The organism is Mesorhizobium sp. M1252, from assembly GCF_040318265.1.
Taxonomy (GTDB): domain Bacteria; phylum Pseudomonadota; class Alphaproteobacteria; order Rhizobiales; family Rhizobiaceae; genus Mesorhizobium.
On the sequence record NZ_JAMYLX010000026.1, the window covers coordinates 18,372 to 32,992 of the forward strand.

Annotated in this window: 17 protein-coding genes; all 17 read right to left on the minus strand. The window is 64.6% G+C overall.

Annotation, left to right across the window (positions count from 1 at the left end):
* The 17 genes from trbK-alt to NKH22_RS29750 all read right to left on the minus strand — a co-directional run bounded on the left by trbK-alt (nucleotide 1) and on the right by NKH22_RS29750 (nucleotide 14,604).
* Complete coding sequence (trbK-alt, locus tag NKH22_RS29670) at nucleotides 1-396, minus strand: putative entry exclusion protein TrbK-alt (RefSeq protein ID WP_352912172.1); 396 nt, start codon at nucleotides 394-396, stop codon at nucleotides 1-3.
* A 10-nt stretch (nucleotides 397-406) separates the two neighbouring features.
* Nucleotides 407-1,165: a P-type conjugative transfer protein TrbJ gene (gene trbJ / locus NKH22_RS29675; RefSeq protein ID WP_352912174.1), complete on the minus strand. Its 759-nt coding sequence runs from the start codon at nucleotides 1,163-1,165 to the stop codon at nucleotides 407-409.
* Nucleotides 1,162-3,615: a conjugal transfer protein TrbE gene (gene trbE, locus NKH22_RS29680; RefSeq protein ID WP_352912176.1), complete on the minus strand. Its 2,454-nt coding sequence runs from the start codon at nucleotides 3,613-3,615 to the stop codon at nucleotides 1,162-1,164. Before trbE ends, trbJ begins: the two co-directional genes overlap by 4 nt.
* Before the next feature lie 14 nt (nucleotides 3,616-3,629).
* The gene (locus NKH22_RS29685; protein WP_023673515.1) at nucleotides 3,630-3,926 is read right to left on the minus strand and encodes a VirB3 family type IV secretion system protein; all 297 of its coding nucleotides are present in this window, start codon (nucleotides 3,924-3,926) and stop codon (nucleotides 3,630-3,632) included.
* Complete coding sequence (locus tag NKH22_RS29690; RefSeq protein ID WP_023673516.1) at nucleotides 3,926-4,258, minus strand: TrbC/VirB2 family type IV secretion system protein; 333 nt, start codon at nucleotides 4,256-4,258, stop codon at nucleotides 3,926-3,928. The genes NKH22_RS29685 and NKH22_RS29690 overlap by 1 nt, the downstream gene beginning before the upstream one ends.
* Complete coding sequence (gene trbB, locus NKH22_RS29695; protein WP_023697514.1) at nucleotides 4,255-5,271, minus strand: P-type conjugative transfer ATPase TrbB; 1,017 nt, start codon at nucleotides 5,269-5,271, stop codon at nucleotides 4,255-4,257. Before trbB ends, NKH22_RS29690 begins: the two co-directional genes overlap by 4 nt.
* A 217-nt stretch (nucleotides 5,272-5,488) precedes the next feature.
* Entirely contained in the window at nucleotides 5,489-5,806 is a 318-nt protein-coding gene (locus NKH22_RS29700; protein WP_006338687.1) for a helix-turn-helix domain-containing protein, read from the minus strand.
* Complete coding sequence (locus tag NKH22_RS29705; protein ID WP_031203332.1) at nucleotides 5,803-6,150, minus strand: type II toxin-antitoxin system RelE/ParE family toxin; 348 nt, start codon at nucleotides 6,148-6,150, stop codon at nucleotides 5,803-5,805. Before NKH22_RS29705 ends, NKH22_RS29700 begins: the two co-directional genes overlap by 4 nt.
* 356 nt (nucleotides 6,151-6,506) lie before the next feature.
* Nucleotides 6,507-6,962, minus strand: a complete 456-nt coding sequence (locus NKH22_RS29710; protein WP_023673519.1) for a ribbon-helix-helix domain-containing protein — start codon at nucleotides 6,960-6,962, stop codon at nucleotides 6,507-6,509.
* Between the two features lie 7 nt (nucleotides 6,963-6,969).
* Entirely contained in the window at nucleotides 6,970-8,955 is a 1,986-nt protein-coding gene (locus NKH22_RS29715; RefSeq protein WP_023673520.1) for a conjugal transfer protein TraG, read from the minus strand.
* 26 nt (nucleotides 8,956-8,981) lie between these two features.
* Entirely contained in the window at nucleotides 8,982-10,721 is a 1,740-nt protein-coding gene (locus NKH22_RS29720) for a relaxase/mobilization nuclease domain-containing protein (RefSeq protein ID WP_023673521.1), read from the minus strand.
* 243 nt (nucleotides 10,722-10,964) lie between these two features.
* On the minus strand, nucleotides 10,965-11,735 hold the full coding sequence (locus tag NKH22_RS29725) for a lytic transglycosylase domain-containing protein (protein ID WP_352793890.1): 771 nt from the start codon (nucleotides 11,733-11,735) through the stop codon (nucleotides 10,965-10,967).
* A gap of 3 nt (nucleotides 11,736-11,738) precedes the next feature.
* Nucleotides 11,739-12,074 (minus strand): DUF736 domain-containing protein, encoded by a 336-nt coding sequence (locus NKH22_RS29730; RefSeq protein WP_352793892.1) that lies wholly within the window; start codon nucleotides 12,072-12,074, stop codon nucleotides 11,739-11,741.
* 70 nt (nucleotides 12,075-12,144) lie between these two features.
* Nucleotides 12,145-12,690 carry a S26 family signal peptidase gene (locus tag NKH22_RS29735; protein ID WP_352912178.1) on the minus strand — a complete coding sequence of 182 codons (546 nt, stop codon included), beginning with the start codon at nucleotides 12,688-12,690 and terminating at the stop codon, nucleotides 12,145-12,147.
* Nucleotides 12,687-13,208, minus strand: coding sequence for a DUF2840 domain-containing protein (locus tag NKH22_RS29740; protein ID WP_023673524.1), 522 nt, complete (start codon nucleotides 13,206-13,208; stop codon nucleotides 12,687-12,689). The genes NKH22_RS29735 and NKH22_RS29740 overlap by 4 nt, the downstream gene beginning before the upstream one ends.
* Complete coding sequence (locus tag NKH22_RS29745) at nucleotides 13,205-13,447, minus strand: hypothetical protein (RefSeq protein WP_156936056.1); 243 nt, start codon at nucleotides 13,445-13,447, stop codon at nucleotides 13,205-13,207. Before NKH22_RS29745 ends, NKH22_RS29740 begins: the two co-directional genes overlap by 4 nt.
* Entirely contained in the window at nucleotides 13,444-14,604 is a 1,161-nt protein-coding gene (locus tag NKH22_RS29750) for a replication initiator protein A (RefSeq protein WP_023690467.1), read from the minus strand. The genes NKH22_RS29745 and NKH22_RS29750 overlap by 4 nt, the downstream gene beginning before the upstream one ends.
* Nucleotides 14,605-14,621: the final 17 nt, after the last annotated feature.

The window sequence follows — 14,621 nt, forward strand, 5'->3', positions numbered from 1 at the left end:
TCAGCGAGCCTCCGGCCGGGGCGGCTCGACCTGCATCGCGGGACCGGTCACATCCGTCCCCTCCCCTTCTTTCCGGTCGGCTGACGCCGGCACATTCGGAAACAGCGTCGTCGGCGCTACCGCAACAGGCGCGGCTGCTAGGTCACGTTGACGGAGAAACCGGCGCCGGCTGTCTGCCCAGGCTTTCAGGCAGCCGGGATCGCGAGGGCCGGCCTCGCCGATCCCGGTACAGCGGCGCAATTCGGCCGCGAGCGGGTCTTGTGACGCGATGGAACGGTCCCGCGTCGCAAGGGCGTCAGGCTCATCGTCCTTGCCGCTCATTTCGATCGCGGCCACTGTCAAAGCGACCGCGATGAAGACGACTGCGCCGATGCGAGCGAGGATCTTGCCATCCATCGCGCCGGCCTCAGTTCGTGCCATAGAACATCTGCGCACTGCCGGGCTGGTAGCCCGAGCCCTGCGTCAGGAAGCGGCGGCGCTGCTCCCGGCCCTGGTCGGCGGCGGTGGCCTGTTCGGCCGATTGCAACGCCTGCGCCCGACCGTTCGCGGCGACGACCGCGGTGAGATCGGCGAGCTGCTGCGCCTGAAGCGCGAGGAGTTGGTTGCCGGCCTGTGTTGCCTGAAGCGCTCCGGTCGCACCCTGGCTCTGGCCCACCAGCGCCGACATCTCACTGCGATTGGTGTCGATGTTGCCGACGACGCCCGCCTGCACACGCATGGCATCCTGAAGGCCACCAACGGTGTTTCCCCACCGCGAGCGCGCGTCGGCGACGAGTTGCTGATCCGAAGCCGACAGCGAGACGTTGCCGTATTTCTGCTGGAAGGCCTGATCGATCTGCTGGACGTCATAGGCAACGTTCTGCGCCTGACCGAGCAGTTGCTGCGTACGCTGCACGGACTGCTGGAGCTGTTGCAGCGAGGAGAACGGCAGGCTGGCGAGATTGCGGGCCTGGTTGATGAGCATCTGCGCCTGGTTTTGAAGCGAGGTGATCTGGTTGGTGATCTGCTCGAGCGAGCGCGCCGCCGTCAGGACGTTTTGCGAATAGTTCGAGGGATCGAAAACGATCAAGGCGTGTGCCGGCGTCGCCAGGATGGGCGAGAAGGCGGCGGGTGCGGAAAGCAGGGCGGCAGCGAACCGCAGGGCAAGTGAACGGCGCAGTTTCATGGGGACTTCTCCTTGTTGGTGAGGGCGGGGCTGGTTAGGGCGGGAACGAGTTCAGCGGCCCAGCCGACGCCACGGTGGTTGAGCCAGGCAGCGAGGAACCCGTTGCGGCCATGCTCGGCGGCGATGCGGGCGATCGCGGCTTGGTCGGTCTTCGCGGGTACGGCGCAAAGCGCGAGTGCCACATCCGACAGACCCAGCTCGAACAGCCGGTTGCCGCGACGGGACTGGCAGTAGTAGTCGCGCTTCGGCATTGCCCGCGCGATGATCTCGATCTGCCGATCGTTGAGGCCGAAGCGGCGATAGATCGCGGTGATCTGCGGCTCGATGGCGCGCTCGTTCGGCAGCAGAAGCCGGGTCTGGCAGCTCTCGATGATAGCGGGCGCGATTGCCGAACCATCGATGTCGCTGAGCGACTGCGTGGCGAAGATGACGCTGGCGTTCTTCTTGCGCAGCGTCTTCAGCCACTCGCGGAGCTGGCCGGCAAAACCGTCATCGTCCAGGGCAAGCCAGCCTTCGTCGATGATGAGAAGCGTTGGCGAGCCATCGAGCCGGTCCTCGATGCGATGGAAGAGATAGGACAGGACCGCGGGCGCAGCACCCGTTCCGATCAGCCCTTCGGTTTCGAATGCCTGAACCGACGCCGATCCGAGATGCTCGCGCTCGGCATCGAGCAACCGGCCGTAGGAACCCCCGACGCAATAGGGGCGCAATGCCTGCTTGAGATCGTTTGATTGCAGAAGCACGACCAGGCCGGTGACGGTGCGCTCCTCGACAGGCGCGGACGCCAGGGAGCTCAACGCCGTCCAGATATGCTCCTTGACCTCAGGCGTGATCGCCACGTTCTCCCGCGTCAGGATCGACACGATCCAGTCGGCGGCCCAGGCGCGCTCGGGGACATGATGAATGCGGGCGAACGGCTGAAGGCTGACGCTGTCGATCGCCCCATCACTGAGATCGCCGCCGAGATCATGCCAGTCGCCGCCCATGGCGAGTGCGGCCGCGCGGATCGAGCCGCCGAAATCGAAGGCGAATACCTGTGACCCTGCATAGCGGCGGAACTGCAGCGCCATCAGTGCCAGCAGCACGGACTTGCCCGCGCCGGTCGGGCCGACGATCAGCGTGTGGCCGACGTCGCCGACGTGAAGCGAAAGCCGGAACGGGGTCGAGCCTTCGGTCTTGCCGAAGAGCAGAGGGGGCGCTGCAAAATGCTCGTCCCGTTCCGGCCCCGCCCACACCGCGGAAAGCGGGATGATGTGGGCGAGATTGAGGGTGGAGATGGGAGGTTGACGGACGTTGGCGTAGACGTGACCCGGCAGGCTGCCGAGCCAGGCGTCGACGGCGTTGATGGTTTCGATGATCGCCGCGAAATCGCGGCCCTGGATGACCTTTTCGACCAGGCGCAGTTTTTCGTCGGCGATGCCGGGATCATCGTCCCACACCGTCACTGTCGCGGTGACATAGGCCATGCCAGCATAGTCGGCGCCGAGTTCCTGCAGCGCCATGTCGGCGTCGGCGGCCTTGTTTGCGGCGTCGGTGTCCACGAGGACGGACGCCTCGTTGGTCATCACCTCCTTGAGGATCGCCGCGACCGACTTGCGCTTGGCGAACCATTGACGCCGGATCTTTGTCAGCAGCCTGGTGGCATCGGTCTTGTCGAGCAGGATCGCGCGTGTCGACCAGCGATACGGAAAGGCCAGCCGGTTCAGTTCGTCGAGCAGACCCGGCGTGGTCGCGGTCGGGAACCCCGTGACCGTGAGAATGCGCAGATGCGACGCGCCAAGCCGGGGCTCGAGCCCGCCGGTCAGCGGCTGATCGGCCAGCATGGCATCGAGATACATCGGCGTTTCGGGCACGCGGACACGGTGGCGATTGGTCGAGACGCAGCCATGCAGATAGGTCAGCGTCTCGGCGTCATCGAGCCAGCGGCACTCCGGCATGAAGGCTTCGACAAGGCGCAGGACGCGGTCGCTGCGATCGGCGAACCCGGTCAGCACCGCATTGGGGTCGAGGCCCCTCTTCTCGCGGCCTTCGTAGAGCAAGCTTTCCGCTCGCGCAGTATCTTCGGCGGGCGCGAGATAGGTGAGCGTCAGAAAGTAGCTGGACTCGAAATGCGCGCCAGCCTCCTCGAAGCCCGCCTTGCGCTCCGCGTCGACCAGCGTCGAGGCCGCATCCGGAAAGCTGCTGTCGGGATAACGGGTCGAGGCATGGCGCTGCGCCTCGACGAAGATCGCCCAACCGGAGCCGAGACGGCGGAAGGCATTGTTGAGGCGGCCGGCGACGGCAACCAGTTCGGCCGGAACGGCGCTGTCGAGATCGGGACCGCGAAAACGCGCGGTGCGCTGGAAGCTGCCGTCCTTGTTGAGGACGATTCCAGCGCCGACCAATGCCGCCCAGGGCAGGAAGTCGGCGAGCCGGCTGCTGCGGTTGCGATATTCGGCAAGGTTCATCATAGGTGCGACCTCGCTTAGACCGTGAGATGCGCGGGTATGCGCAGGTGCCGGCGAACGACGTCGGCGAAAAGCGGATCGCGCTTGGCCGCCCAGACTGCGGCAACATGGCCGATCGCCCAGATGGCGATGCCGACGAGCCACAGACGCAGCCCCAGCCCCACGGCGCCCGCGAGCGTCCCGTTCATGATCGCAATGGCGCGCGGGGCGCCACCGAGCAGGATCGGCTCCGTCAGCGCGCGGTGTACAAGGACCGTATAGCCGGGCACTGTATAATCCGGCATTGGGCCGCCCTGTTCGACAGCGCCCGCCATCAGACCAGCGCTCCGCCGCCGAACGAGAAGAACGACAGGAAGAAGCTCGACGCCGCGAAAGCGATGGACAGGCCGAACACGATCTGGATGAGCCGGCGGAAGCCGCCAGACGTGTCGCCGAAGGCGAGCGTCAGGCCGGTTACGATGATAATGATCACCGCCATGATCTTGGCGACCGGACCTTCGATCGATTGGAGGATCTGTTGCAGCGGCTGTTCCCACGGCATTGACGAGCCGGAGGCATAAGCGGGCGCGGCCATCACCAGGATGAGCGTGGCACCGGAGACGGTCATGGCGAGACGATGGCGCGCGAGGCGCAGGCGTTGGATCATGGAATTTCTCCTTCAGGGCTTTGGATGAGCAAGGTCGGGCTGTCGTCGCCCTCGAGGACGGCTGGCGCGACCCGGTAATCGCCGTCCGGGCTCAGGCCATCGACACGGGCGAGTTCGGACAGTCGGCGGGCTGAGCCGCGGCCGGAAAGGACGGCAACCAGGTCGATCGTCTCGGCGATCAGCGCGCGTGGAACCGTGACCACGGCTTCCTGGATCAGCTGCTCCATCCTTCGGAGCGCACCTATGGCGCTGCCGGCGTGGATCGTGCCAAGGCCGCCGGGGTGGCCGGTGCCCCAGGCCTTGAGCAGTTCGAGCGCCTCGGCCCCGCGCACCTCTCCGACTGGAATGCGGTCGGGGCGCAGGCGCAGCGATGAGCGAACAAGATCGGAGAGCGACGCGACACCGTCTTTCGTTCGCATCGCCACGAGATTCGGCGCTGCGCATTGCAGTTCCCGCGTATCCTCGATGATCACGACGCGATCGACGGTCTTGGCCACCTCGGCCAACAGCGCGTTGATCAGCGTGGTCTTGCCCGTGGAGGTGCCGCCTGCAATGAGGATGTTCGCGCGGTTGGCAACGCCCTGGCGCAGCGCGTCCACCTGCTGCGCCGACATGATTCCGGTCGCGACATAATCTTCGAGGGTGAAGATGGCGACGGCGGGCTTGCGGATCGCGAAGGCGGGCGCCGCGACGACGGGAGGAAGAAGCCCTTCGAACCGCTCCCCCGTCTCGGGCAGCTCGGCCGAGACACGTGGGGCGCCGGCATGGACTTCGGCACCGACATGATGAGCGACGAGGCGAACGATGCGCTCGCCGTCCGCTGCTGACAAACGCTCTCCTGTGTCGGACAACCCCTCGGACAGGCGGTCGATCCACAAACGTCCATCGGGATTAAGCATCACTTCGACGATGCCGGCGTCGTCGAGATAGCGCGCGATCGCAGGTCCGAGCGCTGTGCGCAGCATGCGTGCGCCGCGCGCCAGACCTTCTGAATTGTGAGGCGAAGCTGCCATCCTGTCCCCGTTTCGATCCGGGGGAACATGGACGGCCCCTGGACGGGGATGATTAAGAGAGCCGCATCTCGAGTGGTTTCAACACCTATATCGAGGCGTAGTGGCGTAGCGTGCAAATACAGGAGATTGGCGGTGCCGACCTGTGATCAAGGCCGGCGATCTTCAGGCAAGGGCGGCGCTCGCCGTCAATTGTGCGCTCGTCGGTAAAGCCGTCAGATCACGCGGCTTCAGCACGAGTTGACCGTCGAGGCTTGTGGCGAACCACCACGTCGACCTTGTAGTCGAGCCGGTCCAGACAGCGAACCAGCCTGTCTATTGAAAACTTACCCGTTCGCCCTGTGGCGATCGCGGAGACGTCGGGCTGTTTCATTCCGAGCAGTTCAGCCGACTTCGCCTGGGTCAGGCGCCGGCGCTTGATAATGGCGCGGATCTCGCGGGCCAGCTTGGCCTTGAGCAATTCCTCTTCGGGATTGTCAAAGCCGAGGTCCGCAAACACGTTGCCGCTGCTCACTTCGGCGGTGATGTCTTCCGTCATGACTTTGTTCCTTTCCCATAGTTTTCACGATAGTGCGCCTCGGCCGCCTTCAATCGTACTGTGACGAGATCGATTTCATGCTTGGGTGTCTCCCTGCCCCTCTTCGACTTCTTCTGGAAGCAATGAAGGACGTAGATCACGCCAGCGAAGCGGACGGTGTAGACGGCGCGGTAGGTATCTCCGTCGAAGTCGTCGACCACCTCGAGGATGCTGCGGCCCCCAAACCCTTTCAGGGCTTTGACAGCCGGGTGCTCCTCACCATTCTGGGCGTCGTTGATTGCGACACCCATCAACCGGCGAACATCGACCGGAAACTCGCGCAGGTCATCCTTCGACGATCCCATCCATACCGTGAGCTTTTGGTTTTTCATTCGCCCTTTGCCTTATAGCATACAGACTATAATTTTCAACGAAAAGATCCTGACACCGCCTAGCCACTGAGATAACTGGTTCGGCTCAGACGGCTGCTTTTTCTAGAAGCTCATAAAGGCGTGGTCCCTCATGCAATCACGGATCTTGAATTGCGGATTTCGCGCCCAACATGGTTCCCGTATCAGCGACCCTGCCCTGCGGCTGTCTAGCTCTTGTCTGCCAAACCCCCCGACAGGTTGGCAACGCGAGTTCCATGACAACATATCGTTACAATACTTTGATATGCTTGACATATCGATGCTTGCAAAATCTCGGTCCGCCAGTCCGTTCAGCGCGCGGGCGTGCCGGGCTGGTGTGTGTCCAGACCGCCATCGATGTCCTCGGAGATCTCCTGCCGAAGCTTTGGACCTCTCGCCAGGCGCCGGCCGAGCGCGGTGACGAAGGCATCATAGCGCTCGCCAGCCTTGGAGTGGGCTGCCTGTGCCGCGGGCTCGGGCAAAGCCGGCGTTGTCGCCAGCCAGAAGCGGACGAAAACAGCGAGCGTCTCCACGGCAATCGCGACATCGCGCTCCTGGCGCGTCATACGGCGGTCCAGCTGGTCAAGCCGCTTGGTGATCGCCGCCTCCTGCCGCTCGGCGGCATCGGGTGAGAGGAACGACTCGATTGCCGCCTCCGCGACGAGCGACCGTGAAAAATCACGGCGCGCCGCATGTTCGGCCAGCCTGCTCATGACCTTCGGATCGAGATAGACGGACAGGCGTTGCTTGCGAGGTGGCTTTACCATGGGAGCCTCACATATCCACGCCGTCGCCGGGGTCGAGCGACGCCTGCCGCGCAACGCCCTGCATCAGGCGCGTCAGTCGACGGTTGCGGGCAACCTCGTCCTCCACGTCATCCAGGTGATCGATCTCGAATTCGTTCTCGGTCGAAGGCTTCACGACCTGCTCGACGCGACTGAGCTCGGGTTGCCGACGACGCTCGGAATCAGTTGTGTCGTCATCCGTGGCCAACGGCGCCGACATGGCTTCAGCAATCTGCGGACGAGAAGGCAGAGGCAGGTTCGTCCAGTCGTCCGGCCTCCCCTCCTCCGCCGCCGCCCTCAGCAGCGGCGGCGGCAGGATACGTTCCCGGAAGCGAGCATCCTCATGATAGCGCGCCTTTTTGGCGCGGATCGGCGGAGCACCCGCGACCATGACGATCTCGTCGGTCGCCGGCAGCTGCATGACTTCACCCGGCGTGAGCAGCGGGCGAGCCGTCTCCGAGCGGGAGACCATGAGATGACCGAGCCACGGAGACAGCCGGTGGCCGGCATAGTTCCTCATGGCCCTCATCTCGGTCGCTGTTCCCAGCGCGTCGGACACGCGCTTGGCGGTGCGCTCGTCATTGGTGGCAAAGCTTACCCGGACATGACAGTTGTCGAGGATCGAGTTGTTGGCGCCGTACGCCCTCTCGATCTGGTTGAGGGATTGAGCGATCAGGAAGCTTTTCAGCCCGTAGCCGGCCATGAAGGCGAGCGCCGATTCGAAAAAATCGAGGCGGCCAAGCGCCGGGAACTCGTCGAGCATCAGGAGCAGCCGGTGCCCTTTCGCCCTGACCTGCAGATCTTCAGTCAAGCGGCGGCCGATCTGATTGAGGATCAGGCGAATGAGCGGCTTGGTCCGATTGATGTCGGACGGCGGCACGACGAGGTAGAGTGTCGTCGGATGCTCGTCGTCGATAAGGTCGCTGATGCGCCAGTCGCAGCGGCGCGTGACCTCTGCCACGACAGGATCGCGATAGAGGCCAAGAAATGACATGGCGGTGGACAGCACGCCGGAGCGTTCGTTGTCTGATTTGTTCAAGAGCTCTCGCGCGGCGCTGGCGATGACCGGGTGCGGACCAGCCTGCCCCAGATGCGCGGTTTTCATCATCGCTGACAGCGTCGATTCGATCGGACGCTTCGGATCGGAAAGGAAACCGGCGACGCCGGCGAGTGTCTTGTCCGGCTCGGCGTAGAGGACATGCAAGATCGCGCCGACCAGCAGGGCGTGGCTGGTCTTCTCCCAATGGTTTCGCCTCTCGAGCGAGCCTTCGGGATCGACCAGGATGTCGGCGATGTTTTGAACGTCGCGGACTTCCCATTCGCCGCGACGCACCTCGAGCAGCGGGTTGTAGGATGAGGATTTGGGATTGGTGGGATCGAACAGCAGGACCCGCCCATGCATGGCGCGGAAGCCCGCGGTGAGTTGCCAGTTTTCGCCCTTGATATCGTGAACGACGGCGGAGCTCGGCCAGGTCAGCAGCGACGGGACGACCAGGCCGACACCCTTGCCCGAACGTGTGGGCGCAAAGCACAGCACATGCTCCGGTCCATCGTGGCGCAGATAGGCGCCGTCAAAGCGCCCAAGCACCACCCCATCGGAGCCGAGAAGGCCCGTTGCCTTGACCTCCTGCTTGTCGGCCCAGCGGGCGGAGCCGTAGGTCTCGACCTTCTTGGCCTCTCGAGCCCGCCAGACCGACATGCCGATGGCGACGGCGACGCAGGCGAAACCGCCGAAAGCCGCGATAAAGGCTCCCTCTACGAAGATCGACGGCGCGTAGGCATCGAAGCCATACCACCACCAGAAGAATGACGGCGGAAGGTAGAACGGAAAGCCCAGGACACGGAACCATGGCCTGCCCAGCTCGGGCTGGAATGCCAGACGCCAGGCCACCCACTCCGTCGCGCCCCAGGTCGTGAACAGTACGATCATCAAGACGGCGAGGATCTGGCCCCAGAGAATTTTGGTGGCGGACATGCTGCAGTCCTTTCTTCAAATTGAGACTAGATGCCGAGGCCTCGCTTGCGGCCAAAACTCCAGTCGATGCCGTCGTCATTGCGAGCGACGCCAGAGACGTGGCGGCCAAGATGTTTTTCGAGAGACGGCGTCCAGGGCACCAGTTGGAACCCGAGCCCGTCATCGATCATGGCGAAGCGGCCCGACGCGAGCATGAAGCGCTGCCGGTAGGAACCGGTGACATATTCGCCGCCGCGGGCGCGGTTGAAAGGCTGGCCGGTTTCGGCCGAGAGCTTTTGGCCGAGCGCTTCCAGTTCGCGGCGACGCAGCGTGTCGACCAGGCCGCGGGTGAAGGTTGTGCGTTGGCCGTGCCGCTCACCGAGGCCCTGTTGGACGAGGTGGTCGGTACGGCGCTCCATTGCCTGCCGTACCCCGGCGCCGAAACCGGATTCCGACAGCGCAATCGGTTCGCGGGCAGTATTCTGACGGTCAAGCCAGGTGGCGCCGGCGGCGGTAACCTGCCGCTCAATATCGAGATCGGAACGGACAGCGAGTGCTGCGCGCCCATGTCCCTGCGCGTCATGGAACTTGCGCAGTTCGACGATCGAACCCGGAGCGCTGTCGCCGGCGGCATCGAGATCGGACAGCTTGATGTGATGGGTGCGGCCGTCGATGCCATCGACCACGGCGTAAGCGCTGCCCTTCAACTCGTCATCGAGACCGCGGTCGACCAGCCGCCCGACGATCGACGTGTCCAGGCGCTCCGCCGCGAGCACATAACTCGCCGACCCGCGCTCGATGCCCTGTTCTGTCAGGGCGCGGTGCATCCGTTTGATGATGTCACCGCGCTCGCCAAGCTCGCGCAGCGTCGCCTCGGCCTTGTCGTCGATCATCCATTGGCCCGGGCCGACCTGTTCGGCAAGGCCAAGGGTTTCGAGCTTGCGCACCCGCCCGACCTTCAGCACGTGATACTCATCGGGCTGGGCGCTCGCCGGGGACCCAAGATCGACAACGCCTGTGTCGCGGCCGTCGCGAACAAGCTGCCGGTCAAGCTGGGTCCAGCGTTCGGCTTCGACCTGGCGCTGCAGATTGCGATGGATGTCGAGATCGGTGCGCGGGCCGAGCTCCTGGGTAACAAGATCGGCCGCGCGGGCGCGCATCCCCTCCTTGATGTAATCGCGCGAGATCACGAGATCCTTCCCGTCATCAGTCTGGCCGCGCAGGATGATGTGAAGGTGCGGGTTGTCGGTGTTCCAGTGATCGACGCCAGCCCATTCCAGTTTCGTGCCGAGGTCCTTTTCGATCTGCCCCATCAGATCGCGGGCAAAGGATTTGAGGTCCGCCATGTCGACGGCACCTTCCGGCGAGACGATGAAGCGGAAGTGGTGCCGATCATCGCCGCACCGCTCGGCAAAAGCACCGCCATCCACCTCCCCGGTCTGCGGCCCGAACAGCCTGGCCTTCTCCCCGTCACGGGTGACGCCCTCGCGGCGCAGATAGGTGAGATGGGCGGCAAGCGGCGCGGCGCGCGCGTGATGGCGCACCAGCCGTGTCTTGATGATCACGGCGCGCGAGCGGCCGGTGAGGAGACGATTGGCGCGCACGCTCGCCGAGCGGCCACGCCCGAAGGTCGAGCGATTGCCCGGGCTGATCCGGCCGGAGCGAGAGATGCGGGCGCCGGCCTTCTGGGCGGCGGCAAGCGCCTGCGCGATGAAGGGTCTGGCGCGCTGGGCACTGGGCGAGCGGATGCGGCCGGGCCGGATGCGGAAACCATCCTCGTCAGTCATCGTGAAGATCCGCACATCGTCTCAAGGCACCGAAATCACAGGTGAAACGGTGTTCCGGCGAGGCGCGCGAAACCTTCGCACCTCGCGGAAATCCTGCATAACCTATTGAAACAGCAAAACCGATCGACGCCGCACCTCGCGGCCTTTTATCTCGCCATCTTCCGGTTGTTCTGCCCACCTTCCGCCTCCACCCACGCCATGGTGCGCTGGAGCTTGCGGTTGCGCGAAGACGCCCATGTGCGCTCATGGCTGTATCCCTTCGCCCGCTCGCGCCACGAAGAGGCCTTCGGACAGCGGCACGATGGCGGACACATCGCGCACGGTGGGCGCAGAGCTCGCGTCATTTGGTGGTCGCTCGGTTGGCACCCGAGCGACAGCTTGTTTGCGATCCGGCTGACCGACGAACAGCGAGCCGCGCTTCCAGGGAATGGCCTCGACAGACGTAACGGCGAAAGGGCGCATACCCTCGCTTTCACCGATCAGGGGCGCAAATGCGGCGACATAGGCGCGGGTCTCGGCCGGTAACGGACGCCCAGTGAGGTAGGCTTGGTAGCGTGCAGGTCCCGCATTGTAGGCGGCCAGAAATCCCGGAGAGCCGAAGCGATCGTGCAGTTCGCGCAGGTACGCCGTTCCAGCCAGGATGTTGTCCCGGGGATCGAATGGATCGCGGCCAAGCGACCAGCGGGCGCGCAGATAGTTCCATGTTCCGGGCATGATCTGCATCAAGCCGCGGGCGCCTGCGCTGGAGACGGCGCGCACATCACCCGCACTCTCCTTGCGCATGATGGCGCGGATCAGCGCGCGCGGGACGCCGAAGCGGTGCGAGGCTTCTGCGATATGCGCGCCGAACGGATCGCGTTGGGAAGACCGGGCAACGGCCAGGTCCTGCGCCTCTGCCGCCGGCATGACGGTCGCGACGGACAGGCCGCAAAGGAGGAGCAGAGCCATGCGCCAGGCAGCGCGAAGCGGCCCGGGCGCACCGCGATGGCTCGTCGACGGACGGCGAGCGCGCATCGTTCAATCCTTCTCGCTGCGGTCGCGCGGCCGCGCCCAGTGCAGCGACCAGGACGTCTGGTCGTCTCCATTGCGAAAGAGGTTCGCGCGTATCGGCTGCGCGAAGGTCGGGTCGTCGAGCTGGATCGAGACATAGTCTCCGGCCTTTTCGCTGGAGCGTTTCCAGCCGGCGCCGATCTCGGGGCCGTCCTCGCTTGAGGCGTGAACGCGGTAGTCAGGCGCATTCTCCGTTTCGCTCGCCTCTGCCGCCACAATGGCGATATCTAGGTTGAGACTGAGCGTGTGGATGCGTCCGCTATAGCCAGTCTTCTGGCGTGTGAATTCCCCGATCTGTTGCATGTCAGACTCCTGTTTTCGAGTGGTGCGGTGATGAAGACTGGCGGCACGACGCGCGCCGCCGGTCGCGCGCTCACCGCGTGGGCGCGCGCCATTCGAAGCGGCCGTTGCCGTCCTCGTCGGTCCACAGCGGGACGGCGCGGCCGATGATCCGTCTGGTGGAGAGGAGGCCGAAGTAGCGGCCGTCGAAGCTGTCGCGGACATGCCGGTTCATCAGGAAGACTTCGCCGCTCGCGATGCGGCGGCAACCCTGCCAGACCGGCAGGTCACGGCCGGCCCGGTCACGCGTCAACGCCATCCCCGCCTCGATACCATCGACAGTGATGGTGAGGTTCAAGCGACAGACCCATTGCCCGGCAACGCCAAGGATGCGCTTCAGGAGTGGCACGCCCCTCGGCAGATAGCCGCGATCGGCGAGGAACGCCGCGAGCGGCTCGGGCGCGTCGACGGCCACAAGATCGGCGACCTCGAAGGGTCCGTCGAAGTCGATCGTGTAGAAGCCGATCGGTGCGCTGGCTGACGCATTCCAGATGAGCTTCGCGGGCATCGAAGTGAGGCCGGGATAACCGACGCCCATGGTTGCGATAACGCTGGCTAAGATGATCCCGGCGCGCGTCACGGCTCAGTCCTCTTGCGCAGCAGGAAGGCACGATGTTGGTCGAGTGTGTAGCTGCGCGGCGCATTGCCGGCGGTTATCCGGTTGTGGATGTGCCGCCAATGATCAGGCGACACCAACTCAGGCTCGATGCCGAGGCGCTGGATGGCGTCAATCGCCTGCAGCACGCGTTCGACCTTGGGCCAGCTCTCGACCTTCAGCAGGATGTCGCCGCCGGGTCGCACGAAGGGCAGTGTCTGATAGGCTTCGCCAGACGCGACCGCACGCACGATGTCGATGCGTGAGATGATCGTTCCGAAGTCGTTCGCCGCCCATCGCACGAAGGCGAAGACCACGCCGGGACGATAGGACAGGATCCGCCGGCGACGATCGACGATCTGTTCCTGGGCGGGCGTGCCGAACCGTATCCAGTTCTCGATCCTCTTCTCGACCCAGGTCAGTTCGACATGGACGAGATTATCGGCAGCGTGGTGCGTGGCCGGGAATGCGCCGCGCGTGCGGGGAGCCGCAATGCCAGTCATTTCGGTTCTCCTGATGTGGTGGGAATTTCGCGCGCGAGCCTCGCGCGCAGCGTTTCGGCGACGATGACGTCGTTCTCGAAAGCGGCGATGCGTGCGCGCTCCTGAGTCGTCATGTCGGTGGTGGGGCGCACGACGAAGGTCGCGAACTGATTTCCCTTGCAGGCCAATTCACCGGCGAGATGCAGCGTCAAAGTTGCCTTCCCGACACGGCTCTTTCGATTTAGGGGTGCGGCGCTCATCGGGCGGCTCCCGAGCGCGGATCAAGCGGCGGAGTCGGCCCTTCGGAAGCGCTGGTTGCCGTGATGCGACCGCCAGAAACCGTCGACGTGTTGGGGGTGTTGTTGGTGGTTACGCTGAGTGCGTGGCTGGCTCGCCGTACGAGCCTCTGCCCATCTTGCGCGCGCGCTTCAAAGTTAGAATCTGGGTTAGAGTCTAAGTTAAGGGCGCGATTTCGGCTTTGCTTTCCCAGGGTTAGGCGCCGTTTCGGTTCCTGATAGCACGAGCCTGCGGTTCCCGATGGCACGATAGGTCCGGTTCCCGATAGCACGAGGCCGTCCACAGGCCTTCCACAGGAGCCGATCCGCTCGAAGGCAAGCAGAACCCGGCCGCCAATCTCCACTTCCAGCGCAAGGGTGTAGCCGGGCAGCGGCTGGCGGCGGATGATGTCGCGCAGCTCGAAGGCAAAGCGCTTGTGGGGCGACAGGCTGCCGGATTTCTGGTGAAGGTGACGGAAGTCGAAGCGCCAGCCGTCGGGCTGGCGTCCGCCATGCTTGCGCACCAGCCGATAGAGCCAGCGCTCCAGCCCGCCAGTCAGGTCGAAATAAGCGCGGTCGATCGTCAGCACGAGCGCGTCATCGAGGACTGCCTGGTAGAACCAGTCGGGGACGATCAACTCGATCCCCGCGGGTTTGCCATGGCGATCGATGCGCTCCTGCCACTCATTGATCCATGAGAAGCGGTGACGCCGGCCTTCGGCGGGCTGACGAATCGTCGTCGAGACGGTGGTCGACTGCAGCCGGTCAAGCCCCGCCTTCAGGCGCTGATAGTCGCGCAGGCTCTTGCCGCGGCCGACGAAGGTGAGAATCTCATAGGGTGTGGCGGCCATCAGGCGCGAGGTGCGAAGGCCCGCGTCGCGCGCCTCGACGATCTGGCTTGCGGCCCAGATCAGGATGTCGGCGTCCCAGATGGTCGCCATGCCATGATCGGGCACGGCTTCGACCCGGATCGTGACGTTGCCGGCCGCAAAATCGATCGGGGTGATGCGATGCGTCTTGGAAAGGGAGAAGAACGGATAGGCCATGAGATCCTGCGCGTCTCGTGGGGCGAAGTCGCCAGGCAGCGCCCGGAACAGGTCGAGCTGCCCGCGCTCCGAAAGGGATTGGTTTCGAGCCACCATTGGAAATCCGCGCGCGG

Excerpts from the sequence above, each read along its gene's own strand:
- NKH22_RS29690 (WP_023673516.1), bottom strand. The coding sequence starts at position 4,258 with ATGATCCAACGCCTGCGCCTCGCGCGCCATCGTCTCGCCATGACCGTC.
- NKH22_RS29710 (WP_023673519.1), bottom strand. The coding sequence starts at position 6,962 with ATGGTAAAGCCACCTCGCAAGCAACGCCTGTCCGTCTATCTCGATCCG.
- NKH22_RS29700 (WP_006338687.1), bottom strand. The coding sequence starts at position 5,806 with ATGACGGAAGACATCACCGCCGAAGTGAGCAGCGGCAACGTGTTTGCG.
- trbE (WP_352912176.1), bottom strand. The coding sequence starts at position 3,615 with ATGATGAACCTTGCCGAATATCGCAACCGCAGCAGCCGGCTCGCCGAC.
- trbK-alt (WP_352912172.1), bottom strand. The coding sequence starts at position 396 with ATGGATGGCAAGATCCTCGCTCGCATCGGCGCAGTCGTCTTCATCGCG.
- NKH22_RS29715 (WP_023673520.1), bottom strand. The coding sequence starts at position 8,955 with ATGTCCGCCACCAAAATTCTCTGGGGCCAGATCCTCGCCGTCTTGATG.
- NKH22_RS29745 (WP_156936056.1), bottom strand. The coding sequence starts at position 13,447 with ATGAGCGCCGCACCCCTAAATCGAAAGAGCCGTGTCGGGAAGGCAACT.
- trbB (WP_023697514.1), bottom strand. The coding sequence starts at position 5,271 with ATGGCAGCTTCGCCTCACAATTCAGAAGGTCTGGCGCGCGGCGCACGC.
- NKH22_RS29725 (WP_352793890.1), bottom strand. The coding sequence starts at position 11,735 with ATGCGCGCTCGCCGTCCGTCGACGAGCCATCGCGGTGCGCCCGGGCCG.
- NKH22_RS29685 (WP_023673515.1), bottom strand. The coding sequence starts at position 3,926 with ATGGCGGGCGCTGTCGAACAGGGCGGCCCAATGCCGGATTATACAGTG.
- NKH22_RS29705 (WP_031203332.1), bottom strand. The coding sequence starts at position 6,150 with ATGGGATCGTCGAAGGATGACCTGCGCGAGTTTCCGGTCGATGTTCGC.
- NKH22_RS29730 (WP_352793892.1), bottom strand. The coding sequence starts at position 12,074 with ATGCAACAGATCGGGGAATTCACACGCCAGAAGACTGGCTATAGCGGA.
- NKH22_RS29740 (WP_023673524.1), bottom strand. The coding sequence starts at position 13,208 with ATGACTGGCATTGCGGCTCCCCGCACGCGCGGCGCATTCCCGGCCACG.
- trbJ (WP_352912174.1), bottom strand. The coding sequence starts at position 1,165 with ATGAAACTGCGCCGTTCACTTGCCCTGCGGTTCGCTGCCGCCCTGCTT.
- NKH22_RS29720 (WP_023673521.1), bottom strand. The coding sequence starts at position 10,721 with ATGACTGACGAGGATGGTTTCCGCATCCGGCCCGGCCGCATCCGCTCG.
- NKH22_RS29750 (WP_023690467.1), bottom strand. The coding sequence starts at position 14,604 with ATGGTGGCTCGAAACCAATCCCTTTCGGAGCGCGGGCAGCTCGACCTG.